We start from the raw sequence: 20,418 nt of genomic DNA, 5'->3' as shown, positions 1-20,418 counted from the left end.
CTTATTCTTCGCCCTCAGCGACGGCGTTCCACATCTTTTCCAGATTATAGAATTCGCGCACTTCGGGGCGGAAAAGATGGACGATCACGTCGCCCGCATCGACCAACACCCAATCGCAGGCGGGCATGCCTTCGACTTTGGGCGTGCCCCGACCATCATCCTTCAGGTCACGCAAAAGCCTGTCGGCTACCGCGTTGACGTGCCGGTGCGAACGCCCGGACGCGACTACGATGTAGTCGGCGAGCGAGGATTTTCCGGTGATCGGGATGGACGAGACTTCCTCGGCTTTGGAATCGTCCAGACTGGTGAGGACGAGGTTGAGGAGGGTTTGAGCGTCGGTGTCGGGTGACGCAGCTTTGTTCGAAAGCGTTGCAGCGTTCAGGGTTCTTGCCTCTCATGAGCATGACGTCGGCGACAGTGCCGATATGGTTAGATTAAGCCCTTTTCGCGAAAAAGGGCAACTTTTCATTGCCTTCCTGTGGTGTGCCGTTATTCGGCGTCGTCCTGCGAAATGTTCATAGCCTGCTTTGCGCGCAAGGCGGTGGAGGAGAGTGACGATCTGGGACCGTGCAGGAAGGTCCATGACGGTGGCTCGAGCAATGGCAGGCGGGCGGCGTCGGCTTCGTCCAAGCGGTAGCGGCGCAGTGTTTGCGCGGCGGGTGCGGAATGAAGCGCCATCGCGGAACCGGGGCGGTCGATGACAGCGATGGGCACAAGCTGGGCGATGTCGCGCCAGCGGTCCCAGCGGTGGAACTGGCCCAGATTGTCGGCGCCCATGATCCACACAAAATGGCACTCAGGATTGCGGGAAACGATGTGCTCCAGCGTGTCGGCGGTGTAGCGCGAGTGGAGGCCTGCCTCGATGGCGGTAATTTTCATGCGGGGATCGGGCGTGATCGCTTCGCACAATGCCAGCCGCTCTTCCAGCGGCGCGAGGTTTGACGTGTCTTTGAGCGGATTGCCTGGGGTGACGAGCCACCAGATCCAGTCGAGTTCCAGCCGCCGCAAGGCCTGTTCGCAGACATGGACATGGCCATCGTGCGGCGGGTTGAACGAGCCGCCGAACAGGCCGATGCGCTGGCCGGAGCCGGCAAAGGGCATTTTGGCGTAGCGGCGCAGACTGGCCGCGCTCACGCCATCAGCCACGTATCTGACCGCTGCCGCGCACGCGGTATTTGAACGAGGTAAGCTGCTCCACGCCAACGGGGCCGCGGGCGTGCATCTTGCCGGTGGCAATGCCAATTTCGCCGCCCATGCCGAATTCGCCGCCGTCGGCAAACTGGGTGGAGGCGTTGTGCAGCAGGATGGCGCTGTCGAGTTCGTTGAAGAATTTCTCGACCACATGTGGGTCTTGCGCGATGACCGCTTCAGTGTGGTTGGATGACCATGTGTTGATGTGGTCGATGGCTTCGTTCACACCGTTGACCAGACGCGCGGAAATGATCTTGTCGAGATATTCGGTTGACCAGTCTTCTTGTTTGACGGCAACCACGTCGGGCGAGAGCGCCTTGATGGCCGCATCGCCGCGCACTTCGCAGCCGCGGTCGATGAGCGCTTGGATAAGCGGGCCAGCGAGGCGGTCGGCGTCGTTCGCGTCGATCAGCAGAGTTTCGGCAGCGCCGCAAATGCTGACGCGGCGCAGTTTGGCATCGAGGATGATTTTGGCCGCCATATCGAGATCGGCGCTCTTGTCGACATAGACGTGCACCAGTCCTTCCAGATGGGAAAAGACCGGCACGCGGGCATCGTTTTGCACCCGCTCAACGAGGGAGCGCCCACCACGCGGCACGATGACGTCCACGGTTCCGCCCAAGCCTTTGAGCATTTCGCCCACGGCCTGACGGTCGGTGACGGGGACAAGCTGGATGGCGTCTTCCGGCAGTCCGGCCTTCTTCATGCCGTCCACCATGCAGGTATGGATGGCGCGGGAGGAATTGAAGCTGTCGGAGCCACCGCGCAAAATCACCGCATTGCCCGCTTTCACGCACAGCGCACCCGCATCTGCGGTGACGTTCGGGCGGCTTTCATAGATGACGCCGACGACGCCGAGCGGTGTACGCACGCGCTCGATGTGCAGGCCGTTGGGGCGGTCCCACTCGGCCATGATGGAGCCGACCGGATCAGGGAAGGCGGCGATGGCCTGCACGGCAGCAGCCATGTCCAGAATGCGGTCTTTGGTGAGGTTGAGCCTGTCCAGCATGGGCGCGGAGAGGCCGGCTTCCTCGCCGTTCATCATGTCGATTGCGTTGGCGTCGAGAATTTCGCTGGCGCGTCTTTGCAGGGCTTCGGCGGCGCCGGTGAGTGCGGCGTGTTTGCGGTCAACGCTGGCGGTGGCGAGCGCGCGGGCGGCCTTGCGGGCCTTCGCGCCCATGTCGAGCATCAGTGCGGTGATTTCTGTTTCGGTGTGGTTGGTTTTTTCAAGCATGGTTTTTTGTATCACTTTTGGGCGCAAGCGCCATATCATCGCGGTGTATCATCGTCGAGCGGCCTTCATAGCCAAGCAGCGCGGCTAGATCTTCGCTGCGCTTTCCTGCGATGAGACGGGCTTCATCGCAATCATAGGCGATGAGGCCGTGGCCGAGAATGGTGCCTGACAGCGATTGGATGGCCACTGCATCGCCCCGATCGAAAGTTCCATCGACTGTGCGCACACCGGCGGGGAGCAGGCTTTTGCCGTTGGTTAGAGCTTTGGCTGCACCATCGTCGATGGTGATTGTGCCGGAGGGCTCCAACTGACCGGCGATCCAGTTCTTGCGTGCCGTGCCGTGGGCGGGGGCGGCGTCGAACCATGTGGCGCGTTCGCCCGCTTCTAGCGCGGCAATCGGGTTCATGCGCGTACCGGAGGTGATGACCATCGCCGTGCCTGCACGGGTTGCGATTTTGCCGGCCTCGATTTTTGTCACCATGCCACCGCGCGACAATTCCGAGCCGGCGGAACCGGCCATCGCTTCGATTTCGGGCGTAATGGCATCGACCTGCGGGATGAATTCGGCGTCCGCATTTTCGTTTGGCGGAGCGGTGTAGAGGCCGTCTATGTCGGAGAGCAAGATCAGAAGATCGGCGTCCATCATGGTGGCGACACGGGCGGCGAGGCGGTCGTTGTCGCCGTAGCGAATTTCTGATGTGGCCACGGTGTCGTTCTCGTTGACCACAGGAACCGCGCCCAGTTTCAGCAGCCGTTCGATGGTGTCTCGGGCGTTGAGATAGGAGCGGCGGCTGGCTTGGCCCTCTGTATCGTTGAGCGTGAGCAGAATTTGTCCAGCCACGATATCGCGCGCGCCCAGCGCGTCTGCCCATGCCTTGCCGAGCGCGATCTGGCCGACAGCGGCTGCAGCTTGGCTTTCGTCCAACTTCAGCGGACGGCGGGGAAATTTCAGCACGTTTCGGCCCAGCGCAATCGCGCCGGAGGAGACCAGCAGCACCTGCTTGCCGCGCTTGGTGAGCGCGGCGATATCGTCGGCCAGCGCGTTCAGCCAGTCCTGTTTGACGCCGCTCTCGCGATCAACCAGCAAGGCGGAGCCGATCTTGATGACGATCCGTTTGGCTTTTGTCAGACGTGCAGGCATCGGATCAATCGGTGGTCTCTTCGCGGTGATCGTGTTCGGGCAGATTCGTCGCCCAACGCTCGTCGTCTTCGTCTGGCTGTTCGGCCTTTTTCTGCGCCTCTACCTCGTCCGCCAAAGCGCGAAGAGTGTCTTCGATGCCGCGGTTGGTGGCGGAGGACAGGGCGAGGACTTTGGAGCCGCAGACGGCCTCCAGTTCTGCGCTCAGCATGGTGATGAGTTCTTCGTCCAAAGTGTCGACTTTGGACAGGGCGACGATTTCCTTTTTGTCCGCGAGGCCGTGACCATAGGCCTCCAACTCGCCGCGCACGGTATTGTAGGCGGTGACCAGATCGTCCTCCAGCGCGGAGACCAGATGCAGCAGCGCGCGGGTGCGTTCCACATGGCCGAGGAAGCGATCACCGATGCCAACACCTTCATGCGCGCCTTCAATGAGGCCGGGAATATCGGCCAGAACCAGCCCACGGGTATCAATCCGCGCAACGCCCAAATTGGGGTGCAGTGTTGTGAAGGGATAGTCGGCAATCTTCGGCTTGGCGGCGGAAACGGTGGCGAGATAGGTGGATTTACCGGCATTCGGCAGGCCGATAATGCCAGCATCCGCGATGAGTTTCAGCCGCAGCCAGATCGTGCGTTCTTCGGATTCCTGACCCGGATTGGCGTTGCGGGGCGCTTGATTGGTGGCGCTTTTGAAGTGCGCGTTGCCGAAGCCGCCATTGCCGCCCCGCGCAATGCGGAAGCGTTGACCTTCTTCGGTCAGATCAACGATGAGCGTTTCGTTGTCTTCCTCGTAAACCTGCGTGCCAACGGGCACTTTCAGCGTGATGTCGTCGCCGTTTGCGCCGTGGCGGTTTCGGCCCATGCCGTGGCCGCCGATTGAGGCTTTGAAATGCTGCTGGAAACGATAGTCAATCAGCGTGTTGAGGTTGGTGATGGCCTCAACCCATACATGGCCGCCGCGCCCACCATCGCCACCATCGGGGCCGCCATATTCGACATATTTCTCGCGGTGGAACGACACCGACCCCGCACCACCGGCGCCGGATTTAATGTAGATTTTGGCTTGGTCGAGGAACTTCATGGGATCGGCAGCGGTGGCTATGGGATGTTCGGGCAGTCATACCCGCTGCGACGGCTTTTGCGAAGGGAATAGATGAAACTTGGGTTTTAGGGTCGCTTCAGGTTTTTGATGCTCTCCGGCCGGGCGAAGTTTACCACCACGCGGCCAACCGGCAGGCCGAGTTTGAACACGGTGGCGGTGTTGCGCACGTTGCCATCGTCCTTCAGCACCATCCTGTCGCGCAGGCGAACAAGGTTGCTGCGGTTTTCGGCGTCGAGATAAAGCTTATAGCCATAGCGTGCCGTGTTTCCACGAATGCGGACATTTGCAACACCTTCGACGTCATCGCGTTTGCCGACATAGCGGCCGGGGCCTGTTTTAGTGAAATACCAGATCTTGCGCTCGTTAACGCCATCGTCATAGGCGAAGTCTTCGACCAGTTTCAGCGTCTTACCGTTCCACGTGCCGCGAAGGTCGACGCGGAAGGTTCGGCGGGTGCCGTTGATGGCCCAGAATTTGCCATAGGCGACGGTTTTGCCCAAGAAATACTCTTCGAACTTGAAGGTTTCTTTCGTGTGGCCGGATGCGCTGGCGGGCAGCAGGGCTGCCGCCATGACCGCAAAGGCAGCGAAGAGAAGAGTAACGGTCGATTTCAGGGCGCGCATGGCGGGGTCTCCAAAAGGTTTGTGCGGCAGCTACGTGCGCCGCACACCGAACGTTTCATAAAGGGTGGCGCCCGGCCACCCCGCCTTACGCCGCATCGGCGGTTTCGAGTGTGCCGAAGCGGGCTTCGAACTCGGCGCGGGTCAGCAGGGTGCGCTTGCACGGGAATGTGCCGGGGCCGCGCGTCGGGCACGGGCGCTCGTCTTCGCCAACTTCGACAAAGCCCAGCTTTTCCTGAACGCGCAGTGAAGCGGCGTTGTCCTCTAGGGCACTAGAATGGATTTCATCGCAGTCAAACCTGCGGAAGGCCACCGCCAGAAGCGCGCGGGCGGCTTCCGTGACATAGCCCTTGTCCCATTCTTCCTCCGCCATCCACGCACCAAGCTCCACCTTGCCGTCGACTGGTCGTGCTGAGACGACGCCGATCAAGCGTTGTCGATGGATCGTGTAGTGCAAGCCATCGGCCGTGTTGCGCGAACGGTCTATCCAGTCGATGGCATCCTGCAAGCCATAAGGGTGCGGCACGCCGGTGAGATTGCGTGTGATGTTGGTGTTCTGGAATTGCTCGTTGATCGCCTCTGCATCCACTTCCAGCGGTGGGCGCAGGGTCAGTCTTTTTGTAACGATGATATCCATAGATGTGGTCATGGGGGCGTTCCTTCTTGGATGGCCCTTTTTGCGAATCCCTCGAAACGCAAAAGGGGAGATGGTGGCCCATCTCCCCTTTCAAAATGTCGCTATCATGACATCCGGGGGTCTGAGCCACCGGATGAAATGAAATATCCGGCTTATTCGGCAGCTTCCGCCTTTGGCATGACGGATACGTAGGTGCGCTTGTTGGCTTTGGTCGCGAACGACACGTTGCCATCAATGAGCGCGTAAATTGTGTGGTCTTTGCCCATGCCGACGTTTTGGCCTGGGTGCCACTTGGTGCCGCGCTGGCGCACGAGAATGTTGCCGGGAACGACGTTCTCGCCACCGAACTTTTTCACGCCAAGACGGCGGCCTGCGCTGTCGCGGCCGTTGCGGGAGGAACCGCCTGCTTTTTTATGAGCCATCTGTTTGTCTCCTTAATCCGTGACCTCGGGGTTTAGCCCTTGGTCATTTCCTTTGCCTGGGCGCGCCAATCGCTGATCTGCTCAGCGGAGAATGGCATAGCCTCGTCGATGATGACAATCTCTGCGTCGGTCAATGCGGCAACCTGTGCGAACTGGGTGATGCCCTGTTCGGCCAGTTGGCCTTTTGCGACAGGGCCGATGCCCTTGATCTTCGTCAGATCGTCTGGATCGCCAGCGGGCGCCTTGAAAAGCGGAGCGCCGGAAGCGGCAGGGGCTGCTGCATCTTCCTTCTTGGGAGCGGCCTTTGCAGGCGCTTCCTTCTTCGCTTCTGCTTTGGTGTCTTCCTTAGGCGCTTTGGCAGGCTTTTTCGTGCCGCCTGTTGCTTTTTTGGAGGGCTTCTTGCCGTCGGTCAGAATTTCCGTGATCTCGATGAGCGAGAAATGCTGGCGGTGACCGATCGTGCGGCGCGAATTCTGGCGGCGACGTTTTTTGAAAGCGATAACCTTGCGGTGGCGTGCCTGGTCGAGAATTTCGACCGCGACGCATGCGCCATCCAGCATCGGTGTGCCGATTTGGTCGCCGACCATCAGCACTTCGTTCAATTCAACGATATCACCGGCTTCGCCGGGCAATTTTTCAACGCGAAGCTGGTCGCCGACTGCGACACGGTATTGCTTCCCGCCTGTTTTAACGACTGCGAACATCTTTTTTCCTTCAAAGGTTGTGTTCAGGCTCCGCCTTGCCGACCCGAAGGGCGGTGGCGTCTTTTTGCCAGTCTGGTTGCAATAAAAAGTGGCGCGGGAAGTACCCACGCCACGGTTCGAGGTGTGAATTATAGGAAATCAGGGCAGAGTCAAGGTTTTTGCGCCTTCCGCCTACCTTTTGAGACGGGCACGGCTCTTGGATGGCGGGCGTTTCAAGTCTGCGCGATTATTTTGGCTTGAATCCTCAATCATTGTGCTGCCCTGCACTCGCTTTGCCCCTTGAAAACTCCGCCCAGTCCCGATATCTGCCACCCAGCTTGAAAAGCCCGACCCAACATCAAGCCTCGCGGAGAGGTGCCGGAGTGGTCGAACGGGGCGGTCTCGAAAACCGTTGTGCCTTCGCGGGCACCCAGGGTTCGAATCCCTGTCTCTCCGCCACAAGTCTCTGATATTAAACAATTTTCTCTGTTTTGACATTTCCTCTTGATATAACGGGAGGTTACGCAAGGTTCGGTTCGAACCGTCTCTCGCTTGTCTCTGATTGGGGTCGATTTAGCGCGTCGGTCTCGAATGCCAGTTTCGGTGGGTATGATTTTGGTGTTGGATTTCTGGCGGTGCTGCTCTCGGCACTAGCCGACAGTTTTCTCGGTATCGGTGATTGTATGAGGCTTTAGCGCAGCTGGAACAGCTTCGCTTGTTCATCCCAGTCGCTGGGGATGACGATGTCCCGCAGCTTGCGACTGGTGAGTTCGGGCGGATGCTGGCCGGTGCAGATTGCTTCAACGACTTGCGATGACAGGAACGCTAGCGGAAGAATACGGGTGACCATGGAGACGGTGGTGTTGTTCGTCCTCGCTATCCGGGCAAGCGACGAACCGTCTTTCAACTCACGATACCAAGAGCGGGCTTGAGCCAGATTACGAATGAGCATGGTGTCTATCTGTGGAGATGCATGTCCCAGTATCATGCGTGTTTCCACTCCGCGCTTGCGCTGGTTGAGGGGAATGCTTGTCACAAGAGCATCTGGGTTTAGTCGATCAACGCCTATTTCCAGGGTATTTGTCATCTGGCGGTCATCAAACCTGATGATCACCTTGCCGCTTCGTCCATCACCTGACCACAAATCGATGCGTTCTACCAAGGTGGCCAATCGTACAATCGGACTGTCGTCTGTAGATGCAGCATTGCGCATAGTCGCTATTTGACGCTGAACGCGCATCTGCTCATCCGCCGATCCGTCAATCAGTAACTCAGAAGGCCGAGTTGATCCGGCAAGCCAATCCAAGACAACATCGGCTATTACGCTTTCCAAGGCCTGTGCTGGCAGTCTCCACCCACCGATTGGCTTGGTGGTATTGTTTATTTTGTGCTTTCCGCCTTCATAACTATTGTCGGCTCTATCAGGACCTTCCTGGTCCACTGCCTCCCGCTCACCGCTACGGGCAATCAATCTGTTGGAGATGTAGTAGCGGTATCGTTTGCCCTTCTTGTTGGCGTGACTCGGCGTCAGGCGATCACCGGTCTCGTCAAATACCTTGCCGACCAGCGGGGATGGATCGGTCCGATACGATCGCTTCGGTCTGGCCGGTGATGGATGTGGGGTAGGCGACATGGATGAGAAAGAGAACGACAGTTCTTGCCCTTCCGCGTTCTCACGGTCTTGGCCATCCTTCGCTGCATCGAACTCACCATCCGCACCAGTTGATCGATCCAGTTTGGCAATAGACAACTGATCCTGCACCCGCTGCCAGATAGCTGGATCAACAATACCGTCATGTTGGCCTTTATAGGTTGCTCCCTTGTGGTGAACCAGACCAGTATAGATCGGGTTGGTCAGGATCCGATAAAGATGCCCCCGTGTGAAGAGCAGGCCACCGCGATCCTTGCCTGTCCTGGTGGTCCAGCGTCTGGATCGAAGACCGAGGCTGTCGGCTTCAGCCTTGGTCTCTCTGATGGTGCCGTGCTTGAGATAAAGATCGTAGATCCGACGAACGATGGCGGCTTCGTCCTCTCTCGCAATCAGCGTGCGGTCTTTGACGAGATATCCCAGCGGCACCGGACCACCCACCCACATGCCCTTCTTCTTCGATGCGGCGATCTTGTCCCTAATCCGCTCTGCTGTGACCTCCCGCTCAAACTGGGCGAATGACAGCAGTACGTTGAGTGTCAGCCGCCCCATGCTGGTGGCGGTGTTGAACGATTGGGTGACAGAGACAAATGAGGCTTGCGCCTTGTCCAGCCGTTCGATCAGACGACTGAAGTCGGGCAGGGAACGGGTGAGGCGGTCCACCTTGTAGACCACGATCTGATCAACCAGTCCGTCATCAACGGCATTCAGCAGATTCTGCAAGGCCGGACGGTCCATTGTGCCACCCGATAAGCCACCGTCGTCGTAGTGGTCTTTCAGCAAGACCCAGCCCTCGTGCTTCTGACTGGCGATATAAGCCTCGCAGGCTTCCCTCTGGGCATCGAGCGAGTTGAACTCCTGTTCCAGTCCCTCCTCCGATGACTTGCGGGTGTAGATGGCGCATCGGATCTTGGTTCGCCGCACGTTTTGTTCATTACTATTACTCGTCGTCAGGGCCGCAATCCAAAGAACCTTGGCCCAGACCAGTGGGCACCTGTGATCATCTTCGCAATAGCGGACAACGATCTGTATCGTTTGCCTTTGCATACGAACCCGCCGTTCACGACTTCGACCTGCCAAGTGCGCCCGTTCCACTCTCGAACCAGCTGCGTGCCCGCAGCGAGTTTGGGTGTGAGTTGGCTAGGCTTCAGTCGAGGTTGACGAGATGCAGGCTTCTCGGTGGGAGTAATCCCAACATCATCTATAATGCCTCCACGCGCCAGCAGCGCCTCCGCACCCACGGCTGAGACTGGAGCGGCACCATATCCACCCGTACGATCCTCGCTCAAACTTCCGGCAAGCACACGCTCGACCCGCTTGGGCACTGTCCCAAGCGCCGCCGTCTGAAGTTCGTAAGCGATCACACTGCGCAGCAGGCTCACAGATGTATGGGGTGGGGGTGGCCTCCCGACCAGATCTCGCCATTGATTAACGAGCGCATCCCTCCCAGCACCATCAAGTGCGGCAAGGGATGCGATCAGTCGAGGCTTGGCGGCGGACATTCGGACGACCGTCATCAATCCGCCCCGTTATCTGACAGCCTCCGCCGGACCGGCTGTCGCGCAATAAGTGCCAGCACTTCCGTTCCCGGTCTTCGTCAATTCAATCGAGTATCCGGCTTTCCTCAGGCCCGTTAGCGCAGCGCGGGTTGTGTGCTGCTGCCAGCCGAACTTCGCGCTTGCCTCTGCAATCGTCATCCCGCTCTTGCGCTGAAGCAGGGTCACAAGCTGCGCTTTCTTGGTTAGCCTCTCTGCTTTGGCGGCGGCGGATGCTTGCTTGTTATCTGACGTCTTGGTCATGGTGATCTCCTCAGTTGTTCCAGAGGCAGATCATTCTGCCCCCGTACCGAGGCAAGCCCGATCAGGCGGGCCGGGAGACCGGCAGCTTACACCTACCGGCAAACGCATGAACGCTTCTGCTGTGGCAGAAGTCCAGTTAAACATGCAGAAAAGTTAGGAGGAGACGTGAAACGGCTGAGTGCTGCGGAAGTCTGTTATTGGGGAACCGGACGTTGGCTATGAGTGTTCCAGAAGTCCGCTATCGCCCCCAAACACGACTTTCCTGCTATCAGATTATTCTCAAATGCGGATACTATAGCTCTGCTCAGTGAATGCCGACCATCTGAGCAGTGATGGGTGCCGAAAGAATATGCACGCTGGACTTAGAATTAAGCGGCAAGGTAGTTGTCTTTTTTAAGTTTTCCCCAGTGCTAGAAAGGGTCTAAGCCGCCTTGAGTTGGACAGGTCCTTCTCAAGGCGGCCCAGCATGACCGCGACGCGTTTTCAGTTCAGTCGATAGCGGTCGGGGAAGCGGTATCAATAGAACTGAAGGTCGCCGTCATCGATAAAGACGCTGGCGCCCCCAGCGCCGTTTAAAGTGATGGTGTTCAATGGATCAGCATTGAGCGTCATCAAAACGGAACTGGTGCCATTGCCCGTGATTGTGAAATCCGAAAGCTCGTCGGCTACTGCCGAGAATATACGTAAGTAGTCAAGCCCATCTTCATAATCGTGTATGGTATCCTGGCCGAAGCCTGCATTTATGAAGCGGAAATTGTCGCGATCGCTACCGCCTGTGAGATCGTCATCGCCTGTGCCACCTATTAGCACATCACGCAGTCCGCCGCCGAACAACATATCATTGCCGGCATCTCCTTGGATGTAATCGTGCTGGGCACCGCCAATCAGCATATCGTCGCCACCGGAACCGGCGAAACGAGCCCGGCCATCTCCTGCCATCATAAAGTCAGATGCAGTGCTGGAACCGACATATGTTTCCATCGAGCCGAAGGTGTCATCTTGAACCGCACCTGCGTTGAGGCTTTGGTCTTCAAGATGCAATTCCAGCCCAATGAGACTGCTGCGCGCATCGAACGTGTCGCGGCCACTGCCACCTGAAAAGATATCGGCACCGCCAGCATCAATCACAAACTTATCCATGCCCGCGTTACCTTCGATGCGGTTATCACCCGCATTACCTCGAGCAACGTGATTGCCTCCGTCAAGGAAGGTCAGTCGTTCGATATTGTCGGCAACGGTGATGGAGGCGACGCCGTCAACAAAGATGCGATCTGCACCCTCTCCCGCCAGCTCGGTTACAACATCGTCGGCGTGGTCAACGAAATAGATGTCGTTGCCCAACCCGCCATACATTGTGTCCAAGCCGGTGCCTCCATCGAGGATATCGTTGCCGAGACCGCCATGAAGAGTGTCGTCATCGGCATTGCCGTAGATCTCGTCATGACCACCATGGCCACTCAGCAAATCATTGGATTCCATGCCATAGATTGCATCACCGAATTGGCTACCGTGAAGACCGTCAGCGAATGGCGTTCCCGTCACAACTTCCAGCGCTCCATTTATATCAAGAGTGATGATTTGCTGTGTACCGTCAGCGGCCTCAACGGTGATTGTGTCTTGGAGCACCTCACCACCGTTCAGTTCGTTCACAGCCGCGTTGCTGTTGTCGAGGCTATAGACCCACTCACCCGAGGCATTGATCGACAGTGTGCCGTATGTGCCTTGGGTTACCACCGCAGCATTCCAAACGTCATCTGCGTCTTCTGGATCAAGATCGTCTGCATCCAGATCGCCAATTGAGACAACGCCACTTTCTTCTTCAACCGTATTGGTCGTGTCGCCAGTAATGACGGTCCCATCGGACACGGCAGCCACATTAATTGTGACAGTCGCTTCAGCACTATGCGACGTGCCGTCAAAGGCTGCATAGGTGAAAGTGACGGGGCCATTAACATCCGCCTCCGGGTTGAACGCTATAGATCCGTCCAGGTTCAACATTACCGTTGCACCAGCACCGGAGGTCACTGAACTGATTTCAAGTGGGTCCATTTCAGCGTCGGTATCGTTGCCCAAGAGATCGATGGCAGCAAACATCGTTGGCGTATCTTCCGTCGCTGTCAGCGTGTCATCATTCGCTACCGGCGGATCGTTCACCGGTGCAACATTCACGACCACAGTTGCTGGCGGGCTGTCCACGGTGCCGTCATTGGCGGTGTAGACAAAACCAGCCACTCCGAAGAAGGCTGGAGTGGGTGTGAATGTTACCGATCCATCTCCATTGAGAACAGCCGTTCCTCCCGTTACCGACATCACTGACGAAATCGTCAGCGTATCGCCATCGATGTCCGCGTCATTGCCGAGCAGATCTATGGCTGCGAATGTGACTGCCGTATTCTCGGTCGCCATGAGGGTATCGCCATTGGCAACCGGATCATCATTGACAGGTGTGAGGTCAAGAACTGCCGAGTATGGCGTCGTGTTTGCCCCATCTGTCACGCTGTAGCTAATGACAACGTCCGTGTCGTCGTCGGCTGCCGGTTGGTAGCTGTAGAAGTCTATGCCACCACTTGAGCTAACGAAACTGATGGTGCCTTTGCCTGCAGGCACCGAAACATCGGTTACGTTTAGCGCATCTCCATTGATATCAAACGACCCGTTAACGAGATCCGTGCTGTTGATGATAAGGACTGGCGAATCTTCTGCCAAAGCGCCAAGGTCAGCCGGTTCATTCGGCACAACGGGGGCGTTCGAGAACAGCGCTACTGCCGGGGAAGTGCCCGGAGTGCCATCAAATTCAAACAGCTCCACATTCTGCAACAAGTCTGTTCCGTCTGGTGAACCAGGCCGATTATCGATGACTTGTAACGTGCCGTCAGTGTCAACGATGTTGAACGAATAATCACTGATTGCGCCGGTATAGTGGGCCGTATCCGCGCCATCGCCACCAGCACCTTCGACATCGTCGTTGCTTTCAAAAGCGTAGATCGCATCGTTGCCTGAATTGCCAACAAGATCATCCTCGCCGGGAGTGCCGTTGATCGAGCCCATAATGTCCATCACGTGAACGCTCAAGGCCTTGGTCACTGTGGGGTGCACGCCGTCTGAGGCTTCGATAACTACGTCGTAGACGTTGTCACCATCCGCATCTTGCGGGTCTTCGTAATTTGGCGATGTACCGTCGAACCGCAATTCGCCATTGATCAACGTGAACTGATCAGCATCAGGTCCAGCCAGTGTGTAAACGATAGTGTCTCCCGTTGTATCCATATCGTCCATTGTTGGGCGATAGAGCACTTCATGGGCGATCGAGACCGGCATGTTCTGCGAGACTTCGTTTATATTGACGCGGTCGCCTGAGGTGAACACTGAAGCGTTATCGTTCACGTCTTGCACGTTCACGGTCAGGTTGACCGCTGAAGTGCCGGAAGCGTCTGTAACGTTCACAGTCACCTGATACATGGGTTTAATGTCGTAGTTGACTGCGCTGAGAGCGCCGCCACCGATGAAGAACAGAGCCGGTCCACCTGGTGTGTTGACGATGTCAAATGCGGCAGCGTCCCTTCCGACAACAGCAAGGGTGCGAACCCCGTTTGGCCCATCTGGGTCTGCAATCAGAATGTCAGCAACCTGGATTCCGGCACCTCCCACCACTGTGCCATCGACAAGATCAACATCGGCCTCCAGTTCACCGATGACTTCCGTCCCATTTTGCATCCGCGTGTGCGTATCGCTGAGATCAATCAACGGCACGTTCTGACCCGTCGTGAGGTCGAGAATGAGATCGTCGAATGACAGCAGCTCAACATCGTTGGCGACAAAGTCAGACCCTTCATCACCGTCGGCGACGTTCATGTCCGTGACGGTAACGCCGCCCACTGCTGGATCCAAAACGAAGTCGGCGAAATTGCCACGGAACAGAGCTGTATCGATGCCAGCACCACCCAAGATGGAGTCGTCGCCTTCACCACCGATCATGGTGTCGTTGCCGAGCCTGCCAGTGAGATCATCATCTCCCTGGCCACCGACCAGAACGTTGTCGACATCGTCGCCAAGCAATTGGTCGTTGTGGATTGAGCCACGAATAACTTCGATATCACCGAACTGATCATCGCGTGCGTCTCCGGTGGAAAGTGCCGGATCAAGCATGTCGACGGTAAGCCCAGGCACAGTGCCCGAGACGAAGCTATCGCGATAAGTCTCATACGATGCGATGTCGTATCCACCAACGCCACCGTCGATTTGGTCGGCACCTGCGCCGCCAATCATCAGATTATCGCCGTCGCCGCCGAACATACGGTCGTCGCCGTTGCCGCCGTAGATGACATCGTTGCCGTCTCCGCCATCAATGCCGTCAGCGCCATTGTCACCGTAGAGAGTGTCGTTGCCCAAACCACCAAGGATTTCGTCGTCTTGGTTGCCACCGAAGATGGTGTCATCGCCAGCATTGCCCAAAATTGCATCAAAGCCTTGATCGCCGTAGATCAGGTCATCACCGTCACCGCCGGAAATGGCGTCGTCGTCTGCGCCACCATGGATTTGGTCGTCGCCTGCATCGCCGCGGAGGAAGTCAAAACCAACCTCGCCATAAATGAAGTCGTCGCCGTCGCCGCCATAAACATGGTCGTCGTTGGCGCCACCGTTGAGCATATCAATGCCGCCCTCTCCATAGATAGTGTCGTTGCCCGCACCCCCTTGAATCGTGTTGTTGTTGTTGTTGCCGCCAATCACCTCATGGACGAGGTCCAGAAGCTGCGACGGCGTCTTGATGAGATCGTCGATCTGCAGAGAGGAAAGCTCCGTCAATACATCGGTAAAGCCGAACGCATCGCCGTTCAGATGTGTTGCACCTGTGGCGCGTGAAATCATGTCAGCAAAAGTCTGTGACTCGATTTCATCGAGCATGTTGGTGCCGCCGAGTCGCGCCAGATAATAGAATCGGTCACCATCTTGCAGCGCAATCATTTGCTGAGCGAAGATGAAATCAAAGGTGGAACCAAGCATGCCCAAAGGCACTTTTTGTTCGGCAAGTCCGCCCATCCACAAGTCGATGTCCCAGAAACCTTGGTCTCCACCGATGCCCATGAATGCTGCATCGTTGTCGATCTTGTCTTGGGCAAGCAGTCGCGCCGCATCCAGGTCCGGTTCTTCGCGGTTATCGACCGCGTTGAAATAGATTCCGGTCCCGTTTCGAGCGTCAGTAATGTCTGCATCGTGAGAATAGGCCGCAATGAAGTTCACCAGCGACGTTGGATTGAGCAGGTTGGCACCAAACTCGTCCCAGCTGTGGTACTCTTCCAGTGAAGCCTCACCGGTTTGCGCAAACAAATCCGAACGAACTTGGTTGAGCGAACCGATACCGGTATCGCGTCCCCGTGCGATGTTCAGTGACGCAAGGTCCAGTTGCAGCCCCACAAGGAAGTTACGCAGTCCATCGACCACGAATTCGTCGATTTCCGCGCCCTGTTCCTGTTGAGCGCCTTTCAGGAAGTCAGCGCCGCCAATATTGGAGAACAGAATTGGGTTGAGGAATGCATCAACCAAAGTGTTGTCAGTGACCGCGCCCAGTGCATCGGTCGCTTTGACGTTGTCCGTCAACATTGAGTGACCGAGACGGTAAACGGCGTCAGCAAACTCGCTCGAGATGTTTGGGTTGATGTTCACATCATAAGAGTTGAACTCATCGATGTTGGGGCTCATTCGGCGCCCGAACTCTTCAAACACCATGTGTTGATATTGCATTTCGTTGGCCAATTTTGCGGCTTGGAAATACATATCGCCATCCCACTGGGCGGCAAATCCGGGTGTAAGAATCTCCTGCTGTGCGACGAAGTCCTTAATCTGCGACAACAGCCTTGAATGCTCGTTGTGAAACACCTCATGGATAGACGTCAGAGCCGTGTTTTCATTGACCCGACCATCGCCGGCGATGAAATGCGCTTCCAGCAGTTCGTTGTCGAACTCCCCGGCCACTTGCGGATTACCTACGTCAGAATCGATGTCTGCGGTCAGCGAGGCGCCCATACTGTCAGCCGGGTTTGCAGAATGTGCTATATCAGCGAGGAATGGTTGGCCGGTCTCTGCACCAGGCAAAAAGCTGGCTGTCGCCACATCCCACATGGCATGATTGGGGATGTTCAACACATGCTCGTCAAGCAGCATTTCAGTCGGGATTGGCCCGCCCTCTTCGATAGCTTTTGCGACGGCCCAGCCCAGAGCGTTGGCTTTGATGTCCGCCCACGTGGCCATACCATCTTCGCCGCCCACCAAATCACCGGTTGCGACGCCGTTTTCATATTCCTTCAGATAGAAGGTGGTCTCCGCGCGCGAGCCATAGGTTTGGCTTTGCTCGATGAAAGGCGCGGTGGAATTTTCAGCGTCACCGTTTGCATCAACAGAAGCGCGGCTCAAGAACATCATGTTCAAGCCACCTTCTACATAGAGATCGTCACCGGGCAGGATTTCAATCGCCACCGTGCCGTTACCACCCTTGCGCACGAAGTCCAGACCGTGGTCAAAAAACTGGCCAAAGAAGGTGAACAGGCTGTTGAATGGCAACACGTCGTTGGCCGGATCGCCAGCGTTCAGCGGATTGCCCGTAGGCTGATCCACATCCGCAATGAGATTGCTCACCGTGCGGGGTGAGGAATCTATGATAAATGGCGCAGCAATTGCTGGCGCATCGTAGGCGAGGTCAGATGTACTGCCTGACAGATGAAAGAACTTCTGATCGAGCAGGCCAAACGTATCAGTATGAACCACCTGACCGTGCTGATCGACAATAGTCTGATCAAGCAAGTTGTTGTTTGCACCGTCCAGCGCTCGAATACCCTGTAAGCTGAACGGATCTGTTCCTTGCGGCGGTGAATCGCCAAAGATGATGTTGTCGAACATGAATTGCATGTCGAACCAATTGATCTTGCCGGTCATAATAATAATTCTCCACAACAAACCCAAAACGGGCTTACTTCGCTAACCCTTGAACAATAACAGTGTTATGATAATGCTTTTTATTCACGTGAATAATTTCGTAATATTCAAAATTGCGAAATATTACATATTTCTATGATATTTCAAATTTCTTATTATTACATAATTTATTAATTTCGAAATTTCGAAATATTACAAGCGGATAAAATATTACAATATTAGAAAATTTTCGTGTCTTCAGCGGTACCTTGCGGTGCGGACTCTTTTGTCCACAAAGGCCCGAATTCAGCTTCGAACGAATGGACATGGCACGGAAAGAAAAAACTGAACAGAGAGTCGGCGCTCAAATATTAGACTAAAGTCTAATATACAAAAATGAGGAATTGACGGGTGAATTTGCAAATAGCTTGATTTGTTTTGCGGAGCATCACTCTCAATTCTTTGCTCAAACCTCAATGAATCCAGTGTGAGTCGTGATGTCAAAAGATGACTGATTGTCAGCATTGGCGCTCAAAGTGACAACTGATTGAGCGAACCAAGGGTTTGTAGACAAAGATTTTTTTCTAAATATAATCGTGGCACGGGGCCCGCCTTTTTTAAGACGTGGGGGGAATTTTATGAGCATTTATCATGGTGCTGGACAAGGATATCTACTGATTATCGAAAGCGCTTCGCAGGAGCCACTTGCTGGCGCCAACAAGCAGGCAAAATTATTTGCCACAGCGTGCCTGCACAGCAGGGCAGCTGCAAACTACGAAGCAGCGCGCTACCAGATTGAGAACGGTGACGTATCAGCAATCATTTTTGTGCAATGGGCGGCTGATGAAGCCGGGATTTCCGCACTAAGACATGCGCGAGCAACACTTCCAACAATACCTATTATAATCTGTGGAATTTCTTCTGAAGCCCACGAAAGTATCTCTGCCTACGAAGCTGGAGCAGACAACTATTTTCCGTTCCCAAGTTCAGTTGAGTGCATTCTGGCGCGCATTAAAAGCTTGCTGCCCTCGGTAAGCGAAGCAGAGGCCGCCATTAGTCTCTCCGATCTTGAGGTTTGGGAAAAAAGTGGCGTCGCTATCCGTGGAGGAAGTCCGATACGGTTGAGCTCGAAAGAAATGTCTATCCTTGTTTGCCTTGCACGTCATGCGCACGAACCCGTTAGCCGTAAACGGATCTTAGAGGAAGCCTTTGGACTCGCCTTTGAACCGGGAACGAATGTGGTGGAGGTCAATATCCATCGGTTGAGACGAAAAATCGATGGCGGTCACACGAAAAGGCTTTTGAACACGGTGCGGGGCAACGGTTACGTTTTAGGATACCCTAAACCAACCTCCTAATAATTAAGCGTGTGAAGCTTCTGCAGGCAAACGCTTGATAGCATGCTGTCTGCCTTTAAACATACAAAACTGAAAGTCCGCTTCGGGCCGATTTTGTTGAAAAAGTCCGATTTTTGAGCTGCTTGTAATCGGCTTGAGACCACCTTCCTGACCGTCTTACACCGCCACCGGAACCAGTTTCGCCAGTTTTCTGAGGTTCTGAGCTGTGGCGGCTAGGTGGAACTCGTCTCTCGCTCCGTTTGGTCCTCGAAGACGTAGTCGGTCGAGCTTCAGAATGCGTTTGAGATGGGCGAAGAGCATCTCGACCTTCTTTCGCTGGCAGCGCGATATGACATAGGCATCAGTCTTGGCGATGTCATGTGCCATATCTCTTGCGCCTTCATTAATGGAACGCAGGATCTTGCGCGCAGGCTCTGTGGGAACGCAGCGGTGTTTTAACGGGCAAACCTCGCAGTCATGTTTGCTGGCGCGGTAACGCCGCACACCATCGGAACAGATCGTGTCACGTGGGTTCTTGAAGAGGCGCTTGTATTGGTGAAGCTGTTTGCCGCCGGGGCAGTGATAGACGTCTTGGGTGTGATCGTAGCGAAAGTCGCTGCGCGTGAATGTGCCATCACGGCGGCCTGATTTATCGAAGACGGGAATGTGAGGCTCGATTCCGTGCTCATAGACCAGCCATCCCAGCATCTCGGCTGACCCATAGCCGGTGTCTCCAGCCAGTCGCGCTGGGTAGAGACCGAACCGGTCCATTGTGCGTTCGATCATATCGCGGGCGGCTTTGTTCTCTGCCTGCCTGATGGGTGCGCTGGGCTCCACATCCACGATGATCGCGTGGTCGAGATCGACAAGATAGTTGGTGCAATACCGGAAGTAGGCCTTACCCCGATCCGCAGCCGACCAGCGCGCCGCAGGATCGGATGGTGAGATGTATTTAGGCACGACCGGTGTAGCAGCGCCGAATGCGGCGTCATCAAGCGTGTCGAGATATTCGCTTGTTGCGCGGCTGGCATGGTCGGCAGACGACCATTCCTTTGGCTCTATGCCGTCTTCGCGGTTGGCATCCGCCTTGATCAGGGAAGCGTCCACACCGAAAGCTTCGCCGCTAACCAGCCCTTCTGTAATGCACCGTGACAGGACATGCTCAAAAAGCTTGCGGAACAGATCGCTCTCGCGGAAGCGCCCGTGGCGGTTCTTCGAGAATGTGGAATGGTCCGGCACAGCATCCGTTAAATCCAGACGGCAGAACCAGCGGTAAGCGAGATTCAGGTGGACCTCCTCGCAAAGCCGCCGCTCCGAGCGTATTCCGAAGCAATACCCAACGAGCAGCATCCTCAGCATCAATTCCGGATCGATGGAGGGGCGACCGATAGCGCTGTAGAAGGGTTCCAATTGCCGACGAGGACTTGCCAGATCAACGAACCGATCGATCAACCGCAACAGATGGTTTTGGGGAACGTGTTCCTCCAGATTGAACTCGTAGAACAGCGCTGCCTGCACCTCGGATTGCTTGCCCATCATCGCCGAATCCTCCTCCGTTGAGGAGAATTGAATCAGCACTTTAAACCAACAGCAACACCGCCTTTTTCAACAAAATCGGCCCATAGCGGTCATTCGTCGGCAATCGTAATTTGCCGCCCAAATTCCCAAAAACTTTCCCTTATGTAATCAGCCTATTCTGCT

Annotated in this window: 15 protein-coding genes and 1 tRNA gene; 2 read left to right on the top strand and 14 right to left on the bottom strand. The window is 56.0% G+C overall.

All coding sequences use genetic code 11. The features are described from left to right. Position 1: 1 nt before the first annotated feature. The 9 genes from rsfS to ACFQ14_RS08960 form a co-directional block, all read right to left on the bottom strand. On the bottom strand, positions 2 to 382 hold the full coding sequence (gene rsfS / locus ACFQ14_RS09000) for a ribosome silencing factor (RefSeq protein ID WP_377212938.1): 381 nt from the start codon (positions 380 to 382) through the stop codon (positions 2 to 4). A gap of 107 nt (positions 383 to 489) precedes the next feature. Beyond that, entirely contained in the window at positions 490 to 1,101 is a 612-nt protein-coding gene (locus ACFQ14_RS08995; protein ID WP_377212937.1) for a nicotinate-nucleotide adenylyltransferase, read from the bottom strand. Positions 1,102 to 1,138: 37 nt separating this feature from the next. Then, on the bottom strand, positions 1,139 to 2,425 hold the full coding sequence (locus ACFQ14_RS08990; protein ID WP_377212402.1) for a glutamate-5-semialdehyde dehydrogenase: 1,287 nt from the start codon (positions 2,423 to 2,425) through the stop codon (positions 1,139 to 1,141). After that, positions 2,418 to 3,566, bottom strand: a complete 1,149-nt coding sequence (gene proB / locus ACFQ14_RS08985; RefSeq protein ID WP_377212401.1) for a glutamate 5-kinase — start codon at positions 3,564 to 3,566, stop codon at positions 2,418 to 2,420. The genes ACFQ14_RS08990 and proB overlap by 8 nt, the downstream gene beginning before the upstream one ends. A 4-nt stretch (positions 3,567 to 3,570) precedes the next feature. Next, positions 3,571 to 4,644 carry a GTPase ObgE gene (obgE, locus tag ACFQ14_RS08980; RefSeq protein WP_377212400.1) on the bottom strand — a complete coding sequence of 358 codons (1,074 nt, stop codon included), beginning with the start codon at positions 4,642 to 4,644 and terminating at the stop codon, positions 3,571 to 3,573. Between the two features lie 86 nt (positions 4,645 to 4,730). Further along, the gene (locus ACFQ14_RS08975) at positions 4,731 to 5,288 is read right to left on the bottom strand and encodes a DUF3833 family protein (protein ID WP_377212399.1); all 558 of its coding nucleotides are present in this window, start codon (positions 5,286 to 5,288) and stop codon (positions 4,731 to 4,733) included. 85 nt (positions 5,289 to 5,373) lie between these two features. Next, positions 5,374 to 5,934: a GNAT family N-acetyltransferase gene (locus tag ACFQ14_RS08970; RefSeq protein ID WP_377212398.1), complete on the bottom strand. Its 561-nt coding sequence runs from the start codon at positions 5,932 to 5,934 to the stop codon at positions 5,374 to 5,376. Positions 5,935 to 6,074: 140 nt separating this feature from the next. Next, a complete protein-coding gene (rpmA, locus tag ACFQ14_RS08965) occupies positions 6,075 to 6,344 on the bottom strand; it encodes a 50S ribosomal protein L27 (protein WP_377212397.1) in 270 nt (89 codons plus the stop codon). Between the two features lie 32 nt (positions 6,345 to 6,376). Continuing rightward, entirely contained in the window at positions 6,377 to 7,048 is a 672-nt protein-coding gene (locus ACFQ14_RS08960; protein WP_377212396.1) for a 50S ribosomal protein L21, read from the bottom strand. Positions 7,049 to 7,396: 348 nt separating this feature from the next. On the opposite strand from ACFQ14_RS08960, the gene ACFQ14_RS08955 reads away from it, so the two are divergent. After that, positions 7,397 to 7,486, top strand: a tRNA-Ser gene (locus tag ACFQ14_RS08955). Positions 7,487 to 7,718: 232 nt separating this feature from the next. On the opposite strand, the gene ACFQ14_RS08950 is transcribed toward ACFQ14_RS08955, so the two are convergent. The 4 genes from ACFQ14_RS08950 to ACFQ14_RS08935 form a co-directional block, all read right to left on the bottom strand. Next, the gene (locus ACFQ14_RS08950; RefSeq protein WP_377212395.1) at positions 7,719 to 9,599 is read right to left on the bottom strand and encodes a recombinase family protein; all 1,881 of its coding nucleotides are present in this window, start codon (positions 9,597 to 9,599) and stop codon (positions 7,719 to 7,721) included. Between the two features lie 26 nt (positions 9,600 to 9,625). Next, a complete protein-coding gene (locus ACFQ14_RS08945) occupies positions 9,626 to 10,192 on the bottom strand; it encodes a DUF2924 domain-containing protein (RefSeq protein WP_377212394.1) in 567 nt (188 codons plus the stop codon). Between the two features lie 12 nt (positions 10,193 to 10,204). Next, a complete protein-coding gene (locus tag ACFQ14_RS08940) occupies positions 10,205 to 10,474 on the bottom strand; it encodes a DUF3489 domain-containing protein (RefSeq protein WP_377212393.1) in 270 nt (89 codons plus the stop codon). A gap of 516 nt (positions 10,475 to 10,990) precedes the next feature. After that, positions 10,991 to 17,401 (bottom strand): peroxidase family protein, encoded by a 6,411-nt coding sequence (locus ACFQ14_RS08935; RefSeq protein ID WP_377212392.1) that lies wholly within the window; start codon positions 17,399 to 17,401, stop codon positions 10,991 to 10,993. A gap of 617 nt (positions 17,402 to 18,018) precedes the next feature. Between ACFQ14_RS08935 and ACFQ14_RS08930 the strand changes: the two genes are divergently transcribed. Then, a complete protein-coding gene (locus ACFQ14_RS08930; RefSeq protein ID WP_377212391.1) occupies positions 18,019 to 18,738 on the top strand; it encodes a response regulator transcription factor in 720 nt (239 codons plus the stop codon). A 156-nt stretch (positions 18,739 to 18,894) separates the two neighbouring features. On the opposite strand, the gene ACFQ14_RS08925 is transcribed toward ACFQ14_RS08930, so the two are convergent. Continuing rightward, on the bottom strand, positions 18,895 to 20,256 hold the full coding sequence (locus ACFQ14_RS08925; RefSeq protein ID WP_377212390.1) for a transposase: 1,362 nt from the start codon (positions 20,254 to 20,256) through the stop codon (positions 18,895 to 18,897). Positions 20,257 to 20,418 lie beyond the last annotated feature (162 nt).

Source organism: Pseudahrensia aquimaris (assembly GCF_042676045.1).
GTDB lineage: Bacteria > Pseudomonadota > Alphaproteobacteria > Rhizobiales > Rhizobiaceae > Pseudahrensia > Pseudahrensia aquimaris.
The sequence above is the reverse complement of the archived record's forward strand: the minus strand, read 5'-3'. Positions and strand labels throughout refer to the sequence as shown.